Annotated in this window: 15 protein-coding genes; 8 read left to right on the top strand and 7 right to left on the bottom strand. The window is 50.1% G+C overall.

The window, feature by feature from the left end:
• Positions 1 to 3: 3 nt before the first annotated feature.
• Entirely contained in the window at positions 4 to 870 is an 867-nt protein-coding gene (locus tag NSU14_RS21470; protein ID WP_340947326.1) for a helix-turn-helix transcriptional regulator, read from the top strand.
• Between the two features lie 32 nt (positions 871 to 902).
• Here the strand turns inward: NSU14_RS21470 and NSU14_RS21475 are convergent, their stop codons facing one another.
• Positions 903 to 2,360, bottom strand: coding sequence for a glycoside hydrolase family 28 protein (locus NSU14_RS21475; protein ID WP_340947327.1), 1,458 nt, complete (start codon positions 2,358 to 2,360; stop codon positions 903 to 905).
• A gap of 18 nt (positions 2,361 to 2,378) precedes the next feature.
• Positions 2,379 to 3,944 (bottom strand): glycoside hydrolase family 43 protein, encoded by a 1,566-nt coding sequence (locus tag NSU14_RS21480; protein WP_340947328.1) that lies wholly within the window; start codon positions 3,942 to 3,944, stop codon positions 2,379 to 2,381.
• 200 nt (positions 3,945 to 4,144) lie between these two features.
• On the opposite strand from NSU14_RS21480, the gene NSU14_RS21485 reads away from it, so the two are divergent.
• Positions 4,145 to 6,379, top strand: coding sequence for an AraC family transcriptional regulator (locus tag NSU14_RS21485; RefSeq protein WP_076242687.1), 2,235 nt, complete (start codon positions 4,145 to 4,147; stop codon positions 6,377 to 6,379).
• Positions 6,380 to 6,495: 116 nt separating this feature from the next.
• On the opposite strand, the gene NSU14_RS21490 is transcribed toward NSU14_RS21485, so the two are convergent.
• Both NSU14_RS21490 and NSU14_RS21495 read right to left on the bottom strand, forming a co-directional pair.
• Positions 6,496 to 6,936, bottom strand: a complete 441-nt coding sequence (locus tag NSU14_RS21490; protein ID WP_076242686.1) for a hypothetical protein — start codon at positions 6,934 to 6,936, stop codon at positions 6,496 to 6,498.
• 506 nt (positions 6,937 to 7,442) lie between these two features.
• Positions 7,443 to 7,703 carry a hypothetical protein gene (locus NSU14_RS21495; protein ID WP_042135206.1) on the bottom strand — a complete coding sequence of 87 codons (261 nt, stop codon included), beginning with the start codon at positions 7,701 to 7,703 and terminating at the stop codon, positions 7,443 to 7,445.
• Positions 7,704 to 8,803: 1,100 nt separating this feature from the next.
• Here NSU14_RS21495 and NSU14_RS21500 point away from each other — a divergent pair.
• The 3 genes from NSU14_RS21500 (at position 8,804) to NSU14_RS21510 (ending at position 12,367) form a co-directional block, all read left to right on the top strand.
• On the top strand, positions 8,804 to 9,784 hold the full coding sequence (locus NSU14_RS21500; protein WP_052421752.1) for an ABC transporter permease: 981 nt from the start codon (positions 8,804 to 8,806) through the stop codon (positions 9,782 to 9,784).
• A 12-nt stretch (positions 9,785 to 9,796) separates the two neighbouring features.
• Positions 9,797 to 10,681, top strand: a complete 885-nt coding sequence (locus NSU14_RS21505; protein WP_039304534.1) for a carbohydrate ABC transporter permease — start codon at positions 9,797 to 9,799, stop codon at positions 10,679 to 10,681.
• A gap of 141 nt (positions 10,682 to 10,822) precedes the next feature.
• On the top strand, positions 10,823 to 12,367 hold the full coding sequence (locus tag NSU14_RS21510; protein ID WP_340947329.1) for an ABC transporter substrate-binding protein: 1,545 nt from the start codon (positions 10,823 to 10,825) through the stop codon (positions 12,365 to 12,367).
• A gap of 112 nt (positions 12,368 to 12,479) precedes the next feature.
• On the opposite strand, the gene NSU14_RS21515 is transcribed toward NSU14_RS21510, so the two are convergent.
• On the bottom strand, positions 12,480 to 13,280 hold the full coding sequence (locus NSU14_RS21515) for an AraC family transcriptional regulator (protein ID WP_336101512.1): 801 nt from the start codon (positions 13,278 to 13,280) through the stop codon (positions 12,480 to 12,482).
• A gap of 139 nt (positions 13,281 to 13,419) precedes the next feature.
• Between NSU14_RS21515 and NSU14_RS21520 the strand changes: the two genes are divergently transcribed.
• A complete protein-coding gene (locus NSU14_RS21520) occupies positions 13,420 to 15,669 on the top strand; it encodes an FAD-dependent oxidoreductase (protein WP_042135203.1) in 2,250 nt (749 codons plus the stop codon).
• A gap of 359 nt (positions 15,670 to 16,028) precedes the next feature.
• On the top strand, positions 16,029 to 17,168 hold the full coding sequence (gene tnpB / locus NSU14_RS21525; RefSeq protein WP_340947330.1) for an IS200/IS605 family element RNA-guided endonuclease TnpB: 1,140 nt from the start codon (positions 16,029 to 16,031) through the stop codon (positions 17,166 to 17,168).
• Between the two features lie 175 nt (positions 17,169 to 17,343).
• Here tnpB and NSU14_RS21530 read toward each other — a convergent pair whose 3' ends face one another.
• On the bottom strand, positions 17,344 to 18,471 hold the full coding sequence (locus NSU14_RS21530) for a glycoside hydrolase family 88/105 protein (protein ID WP_336103582.1): 1,128 nt from the start codon (positions 18,469 to 18,471) through the stop codon (positions 17,344 to 17,346).
• Positions 18,472 to 18,507: 36 nt separating this feature from the next.
• Positions 18,508 to 20,304, bottom strand: coding sequence for a glycoside hydrolase family 2 protein (locus tag NSU14_RS21535; protein ID WP_340947331.1), 1,797 nt, complete (start codon positions 20,302 to 20,304; stop codon positions 18,508 to 18,510).
• A gap of 485 nt (positions 20,305 to 20,789) precedes the next feature.
• Between NSU14_RS21535 and NSU14_RS21540 the strand changes: the two genes are divergently transcribed.
• Positions 20,790 to 21,707, top strand: coding sequence for an ArsR/SmtB family transcription factor (locus NSU14_RS21540; protein WP_042135193.1), 918 nt, complete (start codon positions 20,790 to 20,792; stop codon positions 21,705 to 21,707).
• The last annotated feature ends 255 nt before the right edge of the window (positions 21,708 to 21,962 follow it).

The following is a 21,962-nucleotide window of genomic DNA, read 5'->3' on the forward strand; positions in this document are numbered from 1 at the left end:
TTTATGACCAGCGTGACTAGCCCTAATCCGAAATATCATATAGAAGAAGGACGGTTCAGCATTCAGCATATGAAGCGCAAAGGCATCACTGCGATGCCGCGCCCCCACAGCCATGAACTCACCGAGCTGTACTATCTGACAGAGGGTGAGCGCGTATACTTTGTGGATGACCGGGTCGTTACGGTTCACAAGGGCGAGCTGATTCTGATTCCCGGCCGGGAGCTGCATGCTACTGCAAGCTCCGAAATGGCCGAATTCGAACGGATTCTGATCAATTACGACCCTGATCTGCTGCCCCTTGTGCTGCAAGGTGAAGCCTTGTGGTTTCAGAACCACCGCTACCGTCTGTTCAGGCTGACCCTGCGCGAACAGAATGAGGCGGAGACACTGCTGAACCGTATTTTGGAGGAAGCACGTGTTCAGCGGCCATTGTATGAAGCCATCATCGTAACTTTGTTCACCGAGCTGATGATTCTGCTCCAGCGCTCGGAGAGTACGACACAGGCCGGCGGAACGAAGCACCCGCTGCATCATCTGGTAACCGATGTCGCCACTTACATCCGGGGCCATCACCGCGAAGCGCTTACGCTGGAAGAGACTGCCGGACACTTCTTCATCAGCCCGTCTTACCTGAGTCGCGTCTTTCACCGCCTGACCGGGTTTCATTTCCGCGAATACATTGTTCATGTCAGAGTCCGTGAGGCCCAGCACCTGCTGGCCGGAACCTCCTCGAAGATTCAGGAGATCGCTTCCACAGTCGGCTTCGAGCATCTGTCCCACTTCAATAAAACTTTCAAAAGATCAACCGGGCTGACTCCGCTCCAATACCGCAAGGCATCCAGGTCGCGGGCGTCGTCCAAGTCTGAATGAAGGATAGAAGAATAGCGCGCCTCTCCCGGACATTAGCCTGGGCTCTCCGTGATCACGAGTTCTCCGGACCGGATGAGCTCTACATGGCTGCATTTATGCATCTTCACGGGCTGTGCTTCCTCTGTCCTTAGCCGGATCCGGTCCAGCTTCAGATTGCTGGCGTACCGCAGAACCATTCCCCGCTTGCTTATGGCGCTGAAATTCTCCACCGTCAGCTCAGCAAGCGGCATCTCCGGCAATCCGTTCACCAGCAGCGCAGTTGCCGCACCATGGCAGGTGATATTCCGGAGTGTGATATTCCGGAACTGCGGAGTCTCCTCCGTAACGGGGAAGGACTGCTCATCGTAGCCTTCAGAGCCCTCAACTCCCGCATAGAACATATGGAAAGAAACCGCCTCATGGATAATGCCTGTCATCCGGATATTCTCCATCCGGATATCCTCTACTACGCCGCCTCTTCCCCGGGCGCTTTTGAAGCGCAGCCCGATGTCCGTGCCGATGAACAGGCAATCGCTGACTCTGACCGTATGCACTCCGCCCGACATTTCACTGCCGATCACCACTCCGCCATGTCCGTGATATACCGTACAATGCCGGATCGTAATATACCGGCAGGGCATCCCTGCTCTGCGGCCTTCCTCGTCTTTGCCCGACTTCAGACAGATCGCATCATCCCCTACATCGAACCGGCAGTGCTCCACAAGGGCGTGTGTGCAGGACTCCAGATCCAGGCCGTCCCCATTCTGGGAATACCATGGATTACGTACCTGGATGTGCCTGACCGTTACCTGTTCACAGCCCATAGGATGAAGGCACCAGGCAGGTGAATTCTGAAAAGTGGCTCCCTCCAGCAGCACCCGCTTGCAGTTCCGCAGGCTTAGCAGTGCAGGACGCAGATAGGCCCGGGCAGGCAGATAAGCTTCCATTTCAGTCTGCCCTTCCTCCAGCAGCCGCCGGTAGTAGGCCTCTCCCTCCAATGCTTCTCCAGAAGGCCACCACATCTCATTCTGCTCATCCAGCACTCCCCCGGAGGCGATCAGGCTCTGCCACTGGAGTTCCGTCATCTTGAAGCGTTTTACCGGGCGCCAGGCCTCACCGCTTCCATCGAATATCCCTTCGCCGGTAATGGCTACATCACTGAGATCTTCCCCATCCAGCGGAGCCTGGCAGCGCCAGCCGGCATTCCCCTCATAATGGGAGAAGAGCAGCGGATACAGCGCGAAGTCCGGCTCGAAACATACGAGTGCCCCACGCTCGGCATGCAGATTAATCCGGCTGTGCAGCGTCAGCGGTCCCGTACGCCATATTCCCGGCGGGATGATGACCGTTCCGCCTCCTGCAGCAGTGCAGGCATCAAGCGTATTCTGTATGGCAGCAGTGCACAGCAGCTCTCCTTCTGCTGCGCCATAATCTGTAATCCTGAACGTCCGCTCCGGAATCCGCGGCAGTTCAGGTACAGGATAAGGATTGGAATCCTGCAGGCTGTTCATAGGCTTCTTCCTTCCCGTCTATTCAATTTCTTCATAGCTGAACCAGTCGAAATCGGCATAATTGGTGCTTGGCGCCCCTTGGGAACTGGCATACATGCCAATGTACGCCCCTGTGAATCCTCCGGCCAGGTCCGTGCTGAGCACTCTTCCGTCAGCCCGTTCATGTAATGCCGTCCATGAGCCGAATTCGTCGGCTCTATAATAGAAGCTGTAGTCCTGTCCTCTGGCCTCTGCCTTAAGCTGCACCTTGTCATGCGGATAAGGCGCCGATGCCAGCAGCCGCTCGTCCCCTCTGCTGAGCACAATCAGCTGCAGCACCTGCTTCCCGTCCTCCAGCTTCAATTCATAGCGAAAGTGGTTGTCCGCATTCTGGATCAGGGCAAGTCCGGCGGTTTCACCTGGTGCCCCCGGTTTGAAGACCATTTCAGCTTCTGCTCTGAAGCTTAAGTGCTGCTGGCGTCTTCCAATGAAAGACGGATTGCTGATCTCTGTCAGCTGCTCCGGCTTGAGCTGCAGCCGCAGATGTCCCGGACGTTCAGTGAGGCTCCAGAATTCCCCGCGCGGTGTCCGCAGGAAGTTCCAGATGAGACTGAGTCCGGCTGCATCGAAATCATCACGTGCAGGCAACTGCGGCCACTTCGTTTCCGGCAGATCAGGCGCTGCCGCTTCCAGCTCCAGCACGCCTTTGCCCGGATTCACTACAGGCCATTCATTCTCCCATTTCACCGGGGTCAGGAACGTTTCACGCCCGAGGTTGCGGTAATAGCCGCCGCAGGTCCGGGAAGCAAGACAGAACATCCACCAGTCTCCATGCTGCGTCTCCACCAGTTCTCCATGGCCGACATTCACGATTGGATATTCTCTGCCGAGATGGCGGTGGGTCAGAATAGGATTCGCTTTATGGCCTTCATAAGGGCCGGTCACGTTCCGGCTTCTGGCAATCGTGATAGCGTGGGTATGGCCGGTGCCGCCTTCGGCAATCAGCACATAATACCAGCCGCCGATTTTGTAGACATGGGGTCCCTCCTGCGCATGCCCCACCTTAAGGGCACCTTGCCAGATGCTGAGCTTCGGACCTGTCAGCTTGCCTTGCTCCAGGTCAATCTCCTGCAGCCAAATGTCCATATGCTTCGGATAATCCTGGCCTTCGGGAGGAACACGGTTGCCGGTGTAATATACCTTGCCGTCTTCATCGAAGAACAGGGAGGAATCGATACCCGGTGCATCCTCCAGCCAGACCGGATCTGACCAGTCTCCGGCCGGATCGGCGGCAGTCACATAGAAATTATGCTGATCCTTATTATTGTCCACGTAGGTTGTAATCATATAGAAGAGACCTTGATGATAACGGATGGTAGGGGCCCAAATGCCCATCGACGGAATCGTGTGGTCCAGATTAAGCTGGGACGGACGGTCAAGCACATGGCCAAGCTGGCGCCAGTTCACCAGGTCCTTGCTGTGGAAGATAGGAACACCGGGGAAAAATTCAAAACTCGACGTGACAAGATAATAGTCCTCACCTACGCGGATAGCGGAAGGGTCAGGGTAAAAGCCCGGCAGCACCGGATTGCGGAAAGTTCTCAATACAGAAATCCTCCTTCAAACGAGCAAAATGTAAGCATAACCAATTATAGTTCGTATAAGTTTAACTTTCTTGCTCTTTCTATGCTCTTTTTCCCGTTTTTTATACTTTCATGCTATTTGGGTCTATCTCCCTTCTTGTCAATGAATAGCTTGTCCCACTAGAATAGGTGTAGTAGGATTTACATAAAGGGGCGATCATCTTGGGAAAGAGAAAGAAACTGTATACCCGCTTTTTTATGAGCCTGACCCTGATCTCTGTCTGCTGTATTCTGGTACTGGCTATGGCGATATTCTACTGGTACCGGAATATTTCGATTGATAATGTCGACAAGGCTAACCAGAATGTGCTGTTAAATACTGAAACCGTATTCACGAACTATAAGGAAATTGTTCAGAACTATACGATGGACTTCTATGCCAACCCGAACATCAGTGCCCTGATGCGGAGCGGAGAGACGGACTGGAGTGACCAGCTCTACAGTGTCTTAAGCCAGATTCGCGGTGCGCTGGTCGTTAACCAGTATCTGGAGAACGCCTATATCTTCGGGGAGAAGGAACCTTCTGTCATCTATGAGAACATGCCGCTAAGCCCGGAAGCCAAGCTGGAGCTGGCCCGGAGGATGCGGAGCAGCCGTATTATTGAATCTCCCTTTGTGTGGCAAACCACCCAGAACAACGGCACGCCTGTCACCCTGCTGACCGTCTTTTATAACGACCGGGCCTTTGCAGACAGCGAATATTACGGCGCAGTTGCGCTGACGGTCAATCTCGCCAAGCTCCAGAACAATCTGTTCACTCAAAAAGAAGGCGGAACTACACGTTATGCCGTCATTGACCGGAATGGCGAAATTCTCATGCACAGCACACTCTCCGGCAGCACCTTACATCCGGAGATGCTGAAGCAGGTCGCTGCCTCCACCTCTGAAAGTGGCTCCTTCGTCTATAAGGGCAACGGAGACAAGCAGCTGATTACTTATGTGTATTCCGCGCAGGATAAGCTGTGGTTTGTATCAGAGATGTACTATAAAGACAGCATCCGTGAGCTTGCAAATGCCCGCAATCTGATGATTGGCCTCTGCCTGGCTCTAATACTTGCTGCTGCTCTAACTGCCAACCTGATTTCCCGGCAGATCTATAAACCGATCGGCAGGCTGTTTGGCAGCATCGCTAATATCTCCGGCAATGAAGAAGCCTTGAAGGCCGGCAGTGACCTGGATACCGTGAATCTGGAGCTGGAATCTATAGGTGTGAAGCTGGCACAGCTCAAGAAGGAGAGCGACGGCAGTGCCCTGATGCGCTGGCTGCTCTCCCCGCGCGGTGCGGCAGACCCCTCCGGCGTCCTCCCGATGATGGGCATCGGCGCAACGGAAGGTGCTTATTGTATCTGTGTACTGGCCGTGCTGGAACCGGGACAGACCGGGAATGCCCCGGAACCTGTACAGGAAGTCATTCACCGGATTCAAACTGCATTCTCGGAGCTGGCCGAGGTTCAAATCTTCCGCCCCCATCAAGGGTCGGCCGTCCTTATTCTGAGTGAGCTCTATAGCGGAAGCTTCGGGGATTATGCCCATTACCGCAGTACATGGGAGGAGCTCGCTGCACTATGCCTTAAGTCCGGCGGCCGCTGCGCGTTCGGCATCAGCGGGCTGGAAAGTGATCTGGGCCTGCTGAAGTCCAAATACGCTGAAGCGGCAGACTGCATGCAGTATCTTAAATTCCATGCACAGCAGAATATCATATTCGCCGACGATACCGTCCATCTGAACAGCAGCCCGGTTCCAGACAGTGCGCTTGAGCCGGTACTGCAGGCGGTAAAACAGCCGGAGCTGGCCAGCCACATCCCGCAGGCTGTGGAAAGACTGCTGGCGGTAGCCTGCAGCTACCGTGCAGAGTCTGCTACCGTTGCTGTATCAAGGCTTGCCTTTGAGCTGAACCGTACGGCAGATCTGAGCAGCGGGGGCAACCGCCATTCCGGCTTTCTGGATGATTATCAGCAGGTCTGGCAGATTCAGAGCTATGACAAGCTGCGCGAGTGGATTGAATACAGCTGCAGCGCAGCCGTGGGCCGGATTGTCAGTATGAGTGCGGTGCAGACCCGGAGCATTGCCGCTGAGGCTGCCGCTTATATTAGGGAGCATTATAACGACCCCGCCCTGTCGCTTAATGCGCTGGCCGAGAAGCTGTCAGTCAGCCCTGCCTACCTCAGCAGGCTGATTGCCGAAGAGGTGGACAGCAGCTTCCCGGATTTCGTCAACCAGCTGCGGCTGGAGCAGGCAGAGCTGCTGCTGGTCACGGATCTTACGCTCGATATCCGCGAGATTGCCGGCCGGGTCGGATATAACAGCAGCACTTATTTTACAACCCAGTTCAAAAAGCGTTATGGCATCACACCGTCCAAGTGGAGAATGAATCATATTCTGCAGTCGCAGGAGTAGTGGGGGCTGGAGAGGGATGGATAGGGGGAATGCAACCAGCGGCAGCCAAGGACGGATGAAGTCCTGGGCTGCCGCTGGTTTGTTAAAAGAAGTTTTTCACTCCTTATGAATAAGGTTTACTTCTCCCAAGGGAATTTAAACCCGCCTAATCCATATGTACTATTAATTTGTTTAATATAATCTTGTTTATCAAAGTGAAACGTTTTTGAGTTATTCATTAACTGTTCTCTGCCATCAATGAAAGTCCAAGTTACAATGTCTTTATTCATTTCAATAAATGAATATACTGCCCCACACCCCAGATCAGCACATGCAGGGCATATATATATTGAATTCTTTCCATTGGGGAAATCTGGCTGACTCAATAATATCAACCTTGAAATGTGTTTTTGCTGAAAATCCTCACTGCCCCACCCTAAACATGATACAAAGTCATAATGCTTAGCATACCTATCATATAAGGAATGTCCGTCAACTATAAAGTCCGCAAAACGTATGGGTCCCGGATAACCATCTCTTAGACGCATTTTAAATTCAATTTCCGATTTTTTAATCATCCTCACCTCTTATAATAAGTGCTCATGGAATCAATCTGATTTTATCAATAGTTTATTGAAAATTTGTGTTACCTCTGCATATCCGACGCTCCTAGTGCCCTCCTGCGTAAGAGTACCCATTAATTATTGCGGACTAGGTCCAGCTTTAAGCCATAACACGTCATACCCCATATTCTCAAGTATTTCTAACCCATCACTGAACTCAATTCTGTTTGATCCATTCCACCCATTTTCCAGACCATACACTATAAACTGCTTCACTACTCCCGGGTAATTTAAGTTAAAATCTTCAATATCATCCGAGGCCGTCTTCTTTAAGTGAGCACCAACTAGCAGAGGACTTCCTGAGATTGGGTCATCCTCTTCATATATTCATCACCTATTGGAAATTCTCCGTTTGCAACATAATCTTCTTATCCAAACTCCAATCATTCTTAGCCAGATCCAAAGCTGCGTTCTTGATCAAATTTTCTATTACAAACACTTCAGTTATGTGAGTCTTCTTCCTACTTCCCTCTTACAGCATCTATAATAGCTCTCTTCACATCATCACGGATTAAATGTATAGATTTAATAGACACATCCAATTTTTCTAGAGTTGTATCATTGTACAGCTGCTTTTCACCAAGTGAATTAAGCTCGCCAACCAGTTCGTCACCTAAGGATGGGAGCCCGCTCCGAACCTCTATTATGGAGAAATCATGGTCTTCAGTCTCTACAGCAAAAATCCCTAAACGCCGATACTCTGTATGCACACGACCTCTCATTATTTTATCTCCCTTCAAATTAAAACAATTGAAATTATTTATCTTTTTCTATGCGGAAAAGGATTATTTCCCTATGAACTGTTGTGGATTTTGCCCAAATCTGTTGGCTTATCCTAACTAACTCTCTTACCTTTTACACGGTACAGGTCTGTAAAGACTTAAATGTTGTACATATTACAACTCGGCGACCTATATACCCGGGTGTTGGGGCAGATTGTTGTATGAAATACAACAATTGTCCTGCTAAACCGCCCGGAGGAGGAGAAATGCTGCATTTTATACAACAATTTTGATTTACAGCCGAGATTTTGAGGAAAATGTTGTATTTTATGCAGGATTTTCGCGCCAGCCCCATGCTTTCTTCCTCAAGTCTATCATTTAACTTTTCAATCCACCATTTCATTCTCCACAGCTACGCCTCTAATATAACGTTACATATAAACTGGTGAAAAACACTTTGGCAGATTGCCTAGTGAGGGTTTGCGGTTTGCGGTTTGCGGTTTGCGGTTTGCGGTTTGCGGGTTGCGGGTTACGGTTTGCGGTTTGCGGTTTAAAGTAACCAGCTACCTGTATGCATTAGACTTAACTGCACTTTGTACAACTAAATCGTCTGATTCCCCGCCAAATCTCCGTTTAGTTGTATTTCGTACAATTAAAACTGGCACTTGTTGATAGTTTCTCCCGTTCGGGCTGATTTAGTTGTACAGAATACAGTTATACGATGCAAGCCTACCTTTTCGCTGGTTTTAATTGTACAGAATACAACTATCTCCGAATTTTCAGTTGGAACGCTGAATACATAAATTGCTGCATTGAACGAACTCACCTCTTTAGCTCTGATGTTGTATTTATCTCCATACAAGGCACTTCCCCCCTTTCACATCCCTATTCCCCCGCTTTTATCAGGCATTTAACCATCCCAATTCAGAAAACTTCTGCTTTTTCTGTTTTTTTAAGCCCGCTTATTCCGCATTTTTTAACTTTTTCCCGTTTATTATGATAGCGTTTACATTCTGCGGCGGATTATGATTTGCCTTGTAAAGCGTTCTCCTGAATCACGGGATGAAATGATAACGCTAGCATAAAGGAGTGGACTGTATATGACGCAAGAGGCAACACCCGGCACACCGGGACAGCTTGTCCCGGCTACGCGGACTGTCAGCGCCCGGCGCTTCCGCAAATCCCTAAGGAAGGACAGCTCGCTGTATCTGCTCGCCTTGCCGGGCATCATCATTCTGATTTTATTTGCGTACCTGCCGATGAGCGGACTGATTCTCGTCTTCAAAAACTACAACTTTAACGACGGGATTTTCGGCAGCCCGTGGGCGGGCTTTTCCAACTTCGAGTTTTTCTTTTCCAGTATGGAGGATGCCCTGCGGGCGACCCGCAACACGGTTATGCTGAATGCGCTGTACATGCTGACCGGCACTTTTTTCTCGGTGGCCATCGCCATTATATTGAACGAGCTACGCAGCAAGTGGTTTATCAAAATCACCCAGAGTGTCATGTTCTTCCCGTACTTCATCTCCTGGATCATTATCGGAGCCATCCTGTTCTCTCTGCTCGACTATGACAAAGGGATTCTCAACCAGCTGCTGCAATCGCTTGGCCTGTCGCAAATGGACTGGTATTCGAGCCCGTGGCTGTTCGTGGTCATCCTGGTGCTTGCGAATATCTGGAAAAGTGCCGGCTACGGCGCGATCATCTACTATGCGGTGCTGCAGGGAGTGGATACCTCCTATTATGAAGCGGCCCGGATCGACGGTGCCTCCCGCTGGCAGATTATCACCAAAATCACGATACCCATGCTGATTCCTTCAATCATCCTGATGACACTGCTCGGAATCGGAGGCATGCTGAAGGGCGATCTGAGTATGATCATGGGCGTAACGTTCCTTAATCCGCTGCTGCTGCCCACTACCGATATTATCGACGTCTATGTATACCGCACGGCGATCCGTTCCGGTGAATTCGGCTTCGCATCCGCCATTACGCTCTATCAATCCGTCTTTGGATTCATTCTGGTGCTGGTAGCCAACAAGCTGGCCGGCTGGTATGACAAAGACAGCAAACTATTCTAGGAGACCGATACGATGCAAACTACTGAAAACAAAGGGCTGGTTATTTTCTTCTATGTCTGTATTGCGGTATTCTCGGTCATTTGCCTGGTGCCGTTCGTGCTGGCGGTATCCGGTTCTCTATCTACAGAGTCGAGAATTGCTGCGGAGGGCTATTCCTTCTGGCCCCGGGGGTTCACGTTCGAAACCTATCAATTCTTGTTTGGCTCAAAAGCAGAGCAGATTCTGCGGGCCTACTCCATGTCGCTGGTCGTAACAGTACTGGGCACGCTGACCGCTGTACTGGTGACAACTGCTTATGCCTACGTCATCTCCGTCCGGAATTTCCGGCTGAAGAACTTTTTCGCCTTCTTTGCCTACTTCACGATGCTGTTCAGCGGCGGCACACTGCCGTGGTATCTGCTGAGCACCAAATACTATCACCTTGGCGATACGCTGCTCGGCCTGTTCATTCCCTATGTACTAAGTGTGTTCCTGATGTTCCTGATGGCCAACTACTTCCGCAGCATCCCGCATGAGATTGTCGAGTCGGCACAGATCGACGGGGCAGGCCATCTGCGGATTTTCTTCAGTATTATGATTCCGCTCGGCCGGGTCGGACTGGTGACGATTTCACTCTTTTATGCGCTCCAGTTCTGGAATGACTTCTATCTGCCGCTGATGCTGGTTAACAATCAGGATCTCTATACGATCCAATACCTGATGTACAACATGATGGCGAACATTCAGTTCCTGGCCTCCGGCAATGCCGCACAGGTGGGAGGCGCTATTATTGCCCCGCCGCTGGAGACTGCGAAGATGGCGATGACCTGTCTGACCGTTCTGCCGATCGCTATTTTGTATCCTTTTCTCCAGGGATTCTTCGTTAAAGGTATTATCGTGGGTTCGGTGAAAGGCTGATCCTCCGGACACATTGACCTAATATTGGTTGCATCAGGTGTGTGCTCCCGTGCTCCGACATGTTGTACAATAAGCTTACGGGAGCACCGCCTTGGCAATATAAGCCTCACAGATTAATTCTAATTCAGGAGGGTGTTCATCATGACAAAGAAAAAAGGCTGGTTAAGTTTGCTCCTGGCAACTGTATTCCTGGTAAGCGGCTGTTCGCAGGGCAATAATGAAAGCGCTAACCCTGGTAATACGGACAGCAACAGCAATGGAGGCTCAGCACCGGCAACGGCGGCGGGCAGCGGGACTGAAGGCACAGCTCTGGCGCCGGCCAAGCTGAAGATCGTACTGTACGGGGACGAGTCGAACCGGATGAAGGAGCTGGCCAAGACGGAGTTCTATGATGTGATCAAAACAGAAATCAATGCCGAGGTTGAATTTCAGTTCCTGCCCTGGACGGAATACGGCGGCGGCAAAACGGACCTGATGCTGTCGACCGGCGAAGATTTCGCGACCTATACGGATGCCAACTATATGGTGAAATCTGTCGCCAAAGGGCTCTACACGGACCTCACTCCCTATATCTCTGCAGCAGCAGCGGATTTGAGTGCGGCAGTGGACGAGGCTTCCTTCCGGGCCTTCCAGCTAGAGGGGAAACAATATGCGGTACCTGTAGGCAACAAACCGAATTCCGCTGAATTTTACAGTGTGCTGGTCCGGCAGGATCTGCTGGAGGAAGCCGGAATGACACAGGTCTCCTCCCTTGCGGAGCTTGAGCAATTCTATGATAAAGTCCATGCGCTTCACCCCGAGCTGATCGGATATGCCAACACGGACGCCCGCAGAATGCTGCAATATGACTTCACCGACAAGAATCTGTACTGGCAAAATGATTTCATCGCCCTCGATGAGTCGGCCAAGGATGATCAGATTATCAACTGGTTCGAATCCCCAGAATTCAAGACCTATGCCGGTCTGATGCACGGCTGGTACGAGAAAGGGATCATTCCGAAATACGCCGCAACCAATGTGCCTCAGCTGCAGTCTGACTGGAACTCCGGCAAAGCAATGTTCTGGGCAGGAACCGCAGCACGTCCGTTCGAAGGCGCAGCTACCATCTCGCAGGCAGTGCCTGAAGCCAAGCTGGTCAATTATTTCCTGGGCACCGGCCGTCCAAAAATCAGCAGAGGCACCTACAGCACCGCCTTCTTCGTCTCTGCCGCAGCCAAGGACCCTGAGCGTTATGTCATGTTCTTCAACCTGCTGCAAAAAAACCAGGAGCTGTACGACCTGTTCGCCTATGGTATTGAAGGCACCGATTATACGCTGGATGCTAACGGCCGTCTGACCAAAATCAATACCGATTCACTGATTCCCGATTGGCTGCTGATGAACAAAAACTTCATGCGCTTTGACAACACCGTACCGGATGATTTCATTGCCGATTACAAAGCATGGGATGATGGAGCAATTATCTCCAAGGGCGCAGGCTTCAACTTCGACAATACTCCGGTCAAGAATGAAGAAACCAAGCTGAACGGCGTATTCACCGAATACCTGGCCCCGATCGGCAGCGGCTTCAGTGATTATGATTCTGCTTTCCCTAAGGCCCTTGAGCGGTTAAAAGCGGCCGGTATCGACAAATACATCGCCGAATACCAGAAGCAGTTCTCTGAATGGTATGCGAAGCAGCAATAGAATTCAGCCGCAGCTGCACAGCGGTGTGACGATGACAGCCTTCATATGAACTACCGGCAGCGCGCCCTCCTTATTCGGAGAGGCGCGTTTGTCGCGTTTGTTTGGTGAATTCTTATAGCCGGTGCAGCTTGCGGTACTTCGAGGGGGTTAAACCAAGCTTCGCACTGAACACGCGGCTCAGGTAGAAGCCATTCTCATAACCGCACTGCTGGGCGATGATTTCAATGGACTGTGTGGAATCTTCAAGCAGCAGGCAGGCTTTTTGGAGCCTGATTCCGGTCACAAATTCTGAAGGTGTCGCCTGATAAGCTGCCCGGAACCGCCGTGTTAACTGCACCGGTGTGATACTAAGCGCGGCCGCCAGCTCCTGCATCGTCATAGGGGTGCAGGCATGCTCAAGCAACCATTGCCTTGCCTTCTGCATATCCTGATCGGAACTCTCCCCTTCGGATTGCTCTTCCTCCGCCGCAAAGCTGCGCTCGATATCAAGGAGTCTCCACAAATCCTCCAGCATATGCTTCATTCGTCCAAAGCCCGGCTCCTCCTGAATGCTTCTTCCGATGTTCCTCATATAACGGTAAGTCGACAGCAGACGCTCCACATCCCTGACCGTCCACCTTCCGCCTAGCGTTGCAGCTGCTTCTTCAAGCCCCGGCTTCTCCTCCCATTCGAACTGGATGAAATGAAAGGTTAAAGTTGTCACCGTTCTCCGGTAAAAGGCCGTACCCGGCGGACATACGATGATATCCCCCCATCCGGCTTCTCCCTCATGATCTCCGAACCGGTAGGCGAATTGCCCTTGTTCCACCGCAAATATCGTCCACACAGGATACGTGTCATACTCCAGCAGGAACTGTTCCTTCTTCTCCCAGTACGTATAGGCTACTGGATGAACTGACCAATTAATTCGCATGCACTGCTCTCCCTCCAACCAGTAAATGAAATGAAATAAAGTATATATCAAAAGAAATTATATGCATGTTATTTGATATACAGGTGATTTATTATGAAATTACGGATATATTATCATAACTCAGGGGAGAGATTCAACCATGCGGAAAGAAACGGTAAAAACGGATGTAACCGTTGTAGGCGGCGGTCTGGCAGGAGTATGTGCGGCGATTGCAGCGGCACGTCTGGGGCAGACGGTCGCACTGGTCAACAACCGTCCAGTGCTTGGCGGCAACTCCAGCAGTGAGGTGCGGGTATGGGTGTGCGGCGCTACCTCACACGGCATTCACCGGTATGCCCGGGAGACGGGGATAATGGGGGAGCTGTTTGTAGAGAACCAGTACCGCAACAAAGACGGCAATCCATATTTATGGGATATGGTTGTGCTTGAGGCCGTGCAGGCTGAACCGAATATCCAGCTGTTTCTGAACACGGATGTGCATGAAGCCGAGGCCGGTGAGGAAGCGGACGGCGGGCGGCAGATCCGGTCGGTTACCGGATGGATGATGGGATCAGAGCGGAGCATCCGTTTTGAGAGCCCGGTCTATCTGGACTGCACCGGAGACGGGCTGGTCGGCTTCCTGGCTGGTGCAGAATTCCGGATGGGCCGCGAAGCGCGCGATGAATTGGGCGAAGAATGGGCACCGCTGGTTGCAGATGATATCACTCTCGGCAGCACCCTGCTCTTCTATACCAAGGATGCCGGTCATCCGGTCAAATATATAGCTCCGGCTATGGCCATCGATATTACACAAACGTCAATCACCGAGAACCGCATCATCCGCAGCGGCGACAATGGCTGCGCATACTGGTGGATTGAGTTCGGCGGCGAACAGGATACCGTTCATGATAACGAGGCCATCCGCGACGAGCTATGGTCCATCATTTACGGGATTTGGGACTATATTAAGAATTCCGGTAAATTCGATGCCGGGAATATGACGCTGGAATGGGTCGGTTCGCTTCCGGGCAAACGGGAATACCGCCGCTTCGTAGGCGATTATATCTTGAACCAGAACGATATCCTTGCGCAGCGTGAATTCGCGGACCGGATTGGCTTCGGCGGCTGGTCGATCGATCTGCACCCGCCGCAGGGTGTGTATGCTACCGAATCAGGCTCGAAGCATATGTATTCCGACGGCAGCTACCACATTCCGTTCCGTTCACTGTATTCAGTGAATGTGAACAATCTGCTGATGGCCGGCCGCGACATCAGCGCATCGCATGTCGCGTTCGGGACGACACGCGTTATGGCTACCTGCGCGGTCATCGGCGAAGCTGCAGGCACCGGCGCTGCACTTTGCGCGGCCAGGGGAATTACGCCGCGTGAACTGCATGCGAACCACCTGCAAGACCTGCAGCAGACCATGCTGCGCCAGGATGCATCCGTTCTCGGCCTGCGCAATGAAGACGAATCCGACCTGGCGCTCCAGGCAGCCGTCAGTGCCTCCAGCGAACGGAGCCGGTTCGCAGTAGAGCATCCGGCATTCAGTGTCCCTCTTACGACTGACATCGGCATCACCCTTCCGGTTGATCCTCTGCTTGACGGAATTGAGCTGCTGATCGATGCGAGCGAAGCAGCGGAGCTGACCGTCCAGCTATGGGAGACCGGCCGGCCCGAGAATTATGTTCCGTATGCGCACCTGCAATCCGCATCGGCTTCTGTCAACTCCGGGACGCAGCAATGGGTGAAGCTTGACCTGCGCTGGCAGCCGGAGACGCCGCGCAATGCTTTTCTGATCATCAAGGCTAATGCGGCAATCACCCTGCATATGGCAGATCAGCCGACTTCAGGGATGCTCGCTTATGGGCATAGCAACACACCTGTAGTATCCTTGGATTTCCAGAATCAGCCCGCACAGCCTGTAGTGCTGTGGGACAAAAAGAAATTCGATCACACCGCACCATGCATCCGCCTGTCTGCGCCATCACAAGCCTTCGCTGCGGTCAAAGCAACGGACGGATACCTCCGTCCTTACGGCGGTCCGCACCTGTGGTCCTCTGACCAAATGAACTCCGGCCGCCCGGAATGGCTTGAGCTTTCTTGGAGCGCACCTGCCTCCATCCGCCAGGTGCAAGTCACCTTCAATGACGATGTGAATGAGGACCTGATCAATCTGCATCATCACATCACGCCTTACGAAATCCTGCCAACGCTCGTCAAGGATTATCGTATTGAAGCTTACATGGACGGCAACTGGACGGCAGTCGCCGCAGGAAGTGACAATCACAAGCGCAAGCATGTGCACACACTTGCCGAAGCTGTAACAACTGATCGCCTGCGCGTTGTGATCGGGGCGACTAACGGAAGCCAGTATGCGGAGATTATTGAGGTGCGGGTTTACGAGTAACTGGGTAAAGAAGATAAAACAGCCTAATCCTTTGGCGTAAATGCTCAAGGATTAGGCTATTTGTATCCAAGAAAAGATGAATAAATGAGCTTACGCAGGGTTTATTTTAACAAAAAGCTGTCAGAATTCCCCCACTTCTAAAGTGGCTGGATGAATGACAACGGTTTGGACTTGGATTTTAAAGGGATTTCGGTTATGCTATGGAAGCGAATGTACGTTCCTGTAATGGTCTTGGCCGATTTGTTCGTGGATTGCGACCATAGTTGATTTGGCCAGCCGGAACTTTGTTCTATTTTGCGGACTCGCCTTCGGTTTGAACAGCAAATCGAAGGCGCACCACGTACATAGGAGGCCTTATTGTGCTCAAAGCATTCAAATATCGCCTGGAACCCACAACACAGCAGGCGGAACTATTCGCCAAAACATTCGGTTGCGTACGCAAAGTCTACAATCTCATGCTCCATGACCGTATCGAATCGTACCAAAAGAATCAAGAAACCGGTGAGAAAATCAAGTTCCCGACACCAGCGCAATACAAAAATGAATTTCCCTTTCTTAAAGAAGTCGATAGTTTGGCTCTGGCTAATGCGCAACTCCACCTGAATACCGCCTACCGCCACTTTTTCCAGCAGCCCGCCTCTGGTTTCCCCAAGTGGAAATCCCGCAAAAATCCCGTTCAATCCTACACCACGAATAATCAAAAAGGAACGATTGCAATTCAGGCGGGTCGCTATCTGAAGCTGCCCAAAATGAAGCCGGTACGTATCAAACTACATCGACAACCGGAAGGGGTGATCAAGTCAGCGACGATCTCCCGCACCGCATCCGGCAAGTACTTTGTCTCCCTGCTGTGCGAAACGGACATTCCGCCCAAACCCCAAACGGGTTCGGTGATCGGGATTGATCTCGGTCTTGCGCATTTTGCAATTTTCTCGGATGGAACAAAGGTACCGAATCCGAGAGTTCTCGCCCAAACCGCCGCTACCCTAGCGAAAGCGCAGCGCAAACTATCGCGCCGGGCGCAGCAGGCGAAGAAGGACGGACATCTGCTCAGCGAGAGCCGCAACTACCAGAAGCAGCGAATTCTGGTCGCCAAGCTGCATGAAAAAGTGGCCAACCAACGAAATGACTTTCTGAACAAACTCAGCACGGATCTCGTCAACAACCACGATGTGATCAGTGTGGAGTCGCTGAATGTCAAAGGGTTGGTTCGGAATCGCAGACTTGCCCGGTCGCTTCATGACGCCTCGTGGTCAAGCTTTCTATCCAAACTGACCTATAAAGCGGCGTGGTACGGCAAACAAGTCGTACAGGTGGACCGCTGGTTTCCTTCGAGCCAGCTGTGCTCGGCTTGTGGGCATCCAGGCGGGAAGAAGGCGCTCCACATCCGGGAATGGAGCTGCCCCAGCTGCGGTGTCCACCATGACCGTGACGTCAATGCGAGCTTGAACATTCGAACCGAAGGGCTTCGCCTGCTGCAAGGCACAGGAGTGCGTTAACTGGACCCCGAACCGCAGGGACTGCGGGGATCGCTTGGGTAGGGCGCTGAGCAGATGCGAAGGGAGGGGAGAAGCCGCTCCCTCCATTTGCTTAAGCGCGCAATAAATCTGACCGCTGCTCACGGATGTACGCCGTTTTGAGCAAGTCCGGGTTGTTTCCAAGAAGCCGCCACCTCTATAGGTGAGGGTAGTTCACAGCTTCATACAAGGCAATAAGCACCAGGGACTGTCCGTATGCCATCGGCATGAGGGTAATGTTCTTGTAATGATCCTTATCCATTCCCATCCCGGTTCCGGCCGACACATTCAGTACGGTTCCATCTCCGCTAATATTTTGACATACCGACTGAATGGCCTTGTCTGCCGCAGCCTGATATGAGGAATCCAGAATACCGGCTTTAATGCCTTTTAGGATACCTGCGGCAATTGCGGCCGACCCGGATACCTCTTCATAGCTGGCCCGGTCCTGCAGGACTGTATGCCAAAGACCGGAAGCTGCCTGAAGTGAAACCAAGGCATTGACCTGAGCTGTATACGTATCAATCAGAAACTTCCGGATACCCGGGCTAATCGAATCCTGGCAGGCTTCCAGGTAATCGACGATCCCATAGGTGAACCAGGAATTGCCGCGGCACCAGAAGATGCTGCCGAAATTATCATTACGTTCAAAGCTCCAGCCATGGAAGAACAGGCCGGTATGTTTGTCGAACAGATACTTGATATGGAGCAGAATCTGGTGTTCAGCTTCATGCTGCCACTCCGGCCGGTTGAACTTGCGCCCGGCCTGGTTCAGAAACAGAACCGCCATAAAGAGCGTATCAATCCATAGCTGCCCATTGTGCAAGTGAATTCCATCCCGGTTGCCAATGGCAGTAACCGTATGCTGAAAGCCTCCTTCTTTGGTTTTGGGCAACTCATGAAGGAGCCAATCCGCATGTTCCTGGCATAGCTGTTCCAGTTGGCTGGAAGGCTCAAGTTGATCCAGGAGCAGAACCAGAGCCAGATAAGGAGCTGTTGTATTAATGTTTTTGGAAGGCAGTCCAACCTCCAGATTACGGGAATACCAATTCTGAAAAAATTCCTTATAGCGGTGATCGCCGTAAACCTTCTGCAGCTTGTAAAGACCATAAAGACCGACGCCCTGAGGCCAGTCCCATTCTTCAATTCCGAAATCCCGTTGCACAATCCCTAATTTTGTATCGGCCTGCACCACGGTTTTATCCTTTTCATAGTCGCTACCGCCCAGATTCATAAGCTTATCTACTACCAGCCCAATTTTTTGAAGCAGGTTTTCATTTGTCATGGATTCCTAAGCTCCTTGTCATTCAATATGTTCCGGTTAAATGGTCCGCAGATGCCATTGACTATTAATTTCTTTAATTAACCACATATCGCATTTGGGTGTCCGATCATAGGCCAATAGACCGTTAATTTCTTGCTCCACATCGGTCAACTGCGTATAACAATAACCATAAATAATCTTAGAAGCGTATACAACCTTCATAATTCTTTCATATTCTAGAACAAGATCCTCTGAAGATTGTGCACTGGTATATCCCCAACCATCGTCAGCGCCAGCCTTATAGCTTATACCACCGAATTCAGTTAACAAGATTGGCTCTCCCCGATGCTCATAACCATCTGCATATACACTGCGGGCGGATGGCTTGGAAGCAAGCATCGTTTCCTTCGTGGACAGAATCCGCTTGAATTCTTCATACTTATCGGTCTCATCTGCTCTTCCATGCTGATAATTGTGTACCGCACAAAGGTCAGTTCGTGTCATTTCCCATCCATCGTTCGATATCACTAATCGGGTATCATCCAATGAATGAATAAGACTATACATGGCTAAGCAGTGATACTGCTGCTGTTTATTCGATTTCACCATCGGAATTCCCCAGCTTTCGTTAAGCGGAACCCAGGCAACAATAGACGGATGATTGAAGTCACGGTCAATAATTTCAATCCATTCTTTGGTTAACCGGGCTACAGCATCATTATTGTAAGAGGGGCTGGCCGCGCATTCTCCCCATACAAGGAACCCTATTCGATCTGCCCAGTATAAAAACCGCGGATCCTCTACCTTTTGATGCTTACGGCAACCGTTGAACCCTAATTCTTTAGCTAATTCAATATCTTTCTTCAGGTGCTCATCCGTTGGCGCAGTAAGTAATCCTTCCTGCCAATAACCTTGGTCCAGTACAAGCTTCTGATAATAAGGTTTGTTATTCAGATAGACCATACCATTCTCTGTATGAACTTTCCGCATGCCGAAATACGATTGTATACAATCCACCTCAACCCCATGATCGTACAGCTTCATTTCAACATCGAACAGATTAGGATTTTCCGGAGTCCAGGTCCAGCCGGCGTTATGAAAGTTTGTCCTGAAGATTCTCAAACCAAACAGATCTACCGTTCTACGTGTTATGGGCTGCAGCAATCGTACTCGATCCTGAATAACAGGGACTCCCTGAAAAGAAATACGAATATCCACATCTAATTCCTCTGATCCATATCCCTCAGATTTAACTTCTATTCCAATGCTCCCCCGATCTACATCGGGCTCAAACTTCACCTGATGAATATAAACAGGGTTCACCGCCTCCAGCCACACGGTCTGCCAAATCCCTGTCGTGCGGGTATACCAGATGCTGTCCGGCTTCTCTAACCAGAACTGTTTGCCCCGGGGTATTGTCTCATCCTGCGAAGGGTCCTCAACATGAACAGTCACCTGTTCCTCCTGCCCGGTTAATGCATGCGTAATATCAAAAGAAAATGGAGTGTGTCCTCCCTCGTGCACGCCGATATAATGACCATTCACATACACCCAAGCTCTATAATCTACCGCTCCAAAATGTAAGACAACACGCTTCTTATACCAACCTGGATCAAGTGTGAAATTACGCTTATACCAGACATAGTCATGAAAAGAGGTGTCGTGTATTCCACTTGTAGGGGTTTGAAAAGCAAAGGGAACTTGAATGGTCTGACTGAATTTTTCACTTGGATCATACCATCGCTGTGCAGCTCCAACGTTCCTGTCATCAAATTCAAATTGCCATGCTCCATTTAAGTTAAGCCATGCGTCTCTAACTAACTGTGGACGCGGATATTCCATCCGATGTGACATCTAGCTTCATCTCCTATCCTATTAGTCCCGCAACAATAATAGTTAACTTTTTTTACGAGTTCAACAGTATACCTTCCTCACAAGCAAGCAAATACTATCATGATGAAAGCGTTCTTTCAAGCTTGTATCAACGTTATTCGTGATTTTCAACTTTGTGGTATACAATAATAAATTACCGCCCAACCGGACCCATTATTGTAAACTAAAAAGTTAACAATATGTTATAATGTTAGGCAGCGGCTATATAGACTGTACTTGTATTTTTTCTGTTATGGGATTGCCGTGACTCCAAAGAATGTTTGGCCCTCCGGCCGCTGTTGTCCCCAGATTTCTTGATTTTGAACCGCTCCTAGCGGTAGAACTCCGGGGACAAAGGCGGACGCTATCGCTCCTACAGTGCCAAAATTCTCCTCCGTCACTTTTCCCTGTCTGTATATTTTCAAGTTCTTTATAAAAGCTAGATTGATCCGGGTAAGGAGGTACATATGTTCTTAGAACTCGATGAGAATGGTATTTCTGTTTTGAAAGCACTGGCATCTGACACAAGAGCTTCAATTCTCAAATTATTGTTACATACGCCTCTTAATGTTAGTGAGCTCGCCAAAAAACTAAAATTAAGCAAAGCTATCGTTTCACGCCATATCCGATTACTAGAGGACGCCAAGATAATCAAGCTCCAGGAAAACTTAGAGGTTACCGATAGCAGAAAGAAGAATTTTATTCTTGCTGTTGATCATATTTCCATCAACTTACCAGAAAAACTTCATCTTCCTTTTAATGTGATTACTAATGAAATCAAGCTTGGATACTATTCTAATTTTTCAGTCACCCCTACATGTGGATTAGCTAGCCCAACTAAAGTAATCGGAAAGTTAGATGATCAACGGGCATTCGTATCCAATGACCGGATCGATGCTTCATTACTTTGGTTTGCGGAGGGCTTCGTTGAATATATTATTCCGAATGATTTTAACAAAAATTTTACTGCAGAATTATTAGAGTTATCCCTGGAGCTTTCTTCAGAGTTTCCTGAATCCAACAATAATTGGCCAAGTGATATCGCGTTTTATATAAACGATGTTTTTTTAGGCACCTGGACGGCTCCAGGAAATTTTTCAGATGTACGCGGAAAATTAACACCAACCTGGTGGGATAACAAACTTAGCCAGTACGGCCTTTTAAAACATTTAAGAGTCACCAAGAATGATACCGGAATAGACGGTCAAAAAATATCATCGGTTACACTTGCCAATTTAAAGATCGAAGATTCCCCCTTCATCAAGTTGAAGATTAGTATTGATGATCATTCTAAAAACAAAGGTGGACTTACTATTTTCGGGGAGCACTTTGGAAATTATTCGCAGAATATTCTACTTAAAATATTCTATACCGAAGCAGAATAATGAATGTTTAGGCTATATAAGACGCACTTAAGACTTGAACTTGAAGCTTCATCGTCACTGCGGTGAACATTTGGACTTCCGGCGCTGTTGTCCCCAGATTTCTTGATTAATACCGCTCTTCGCGGTGGATATCCGGTGACGAAGGCGGTCGCTACCGCTCCTGCAGTTCCAAATTTCCACTCCGCTTCTTTTGCTTTTGTTAGTTTCTTTAGTGCTTCTTATATAGGCTTCGAATCTCTAAGGTGCTTACACAAA

It is taken from the genome of Paenibacillus sp. FSL R10-2771 (assembly GCF_038000205.1).
GTDB lineage: Bacteria > Bacillota > Bacilli > Paenibacillales > Paenibacillaceae > Paenibacillus_AQ > Paenibacillus_AQ phytohabitans.

What these genes read in the sequence shown, in the direction of transcription:
- NSU14_RS21470 (WP_340947326.1), top strand. Translation starts at nt 4, where the DNA reads ATGACCAGCGTGACTAGCCCTAATCCGAAATATCATATAGAAGAAGGA.
- NSU14_RS21475 (WP_340947327.1), bottom strand. Translation starts at nt 2,360, where the DNA reads ATGAACAGCCTGCAGGATTCCAATCCTTATCCTGTACCTGAACTGCCG.
- NSU14_RS21490 (WP_076242686.1), bottom strand. Translation starts at nt 6,936, where the DNA reads ATGATTAAAAAATCGGAAATTGAATTTAAAATGCGTCTAAGAGATGGT.
- NSU14_RS21495 (WP_042135206.1), bottom strand. Translation starts at nt 7,703, where the DNA reads ATGAGAGGTCGTGTGCATACAGAGTATCGGCGTTTAGGGATTTTTGCT.
- NSU14_RS21500 (WP_052421752.1), top strand. Translation starts at nt 8,804, where the DNA reads ATGACGCAAGAGGCAACACCCGGCACACCGGGACAGCTTGTCCCGGCT.
- NSU14_RS21505 (WP_039304534.1), top strand. Translation starts at nt 9,797, where the DNA reads ATGCAAACTACTGAAAACAAAGGGCTGGTTATTTTCTTCTATGTCTGT.
- NSU14_RS21510 (WP_340947329.1), top strand. Translation starts at nt 10,823, where the DNA reads ATGACAAAGAAAAAAGGCTGGTTAAGTTTGCTCCTGGCAACTGTATTC.
- NSU14_RS21515 (WP_336101512.1), bottom strand. Translation starts at nt 13,280, where the DNA reads ATGCGAATTAATTGGTCAGTTCATCCAGTAGCCTATACGTACTGGGAG.
- NSU14_RS21520 (WP_042135203.1), top strand. Translation starts at nt 13,420, where the DNA reads ATGCGGAAAGAAACGGTAAAAACGGATGTAACCGTTGTAGGCGGCGGT.
- NSU14_RS21530 (WP_336103582.1), bottom strand. Translation starts at nt 18,471, where the DNA reads ATGACAAATGAAAACCTGCTTCAAAAAATTGGGCTGGTAGTAGATAAG.
- NSU14_RS21535 (WP_340947331.1), bottom strand. Translation starts at nt 20,304, where the DNA reads ATGTCACATCGGATGGAATATCCGCGTCCACAGTTAGTTAGAGACGCA.
- NSU14_RS21540 (WP_042135193.1), top strand. Translation starts at nt 20,790, where the DNA reads ATGTTCTTAGAACTCGATGAGAATGGTATTTCTGTTTTGAAAGCACTG.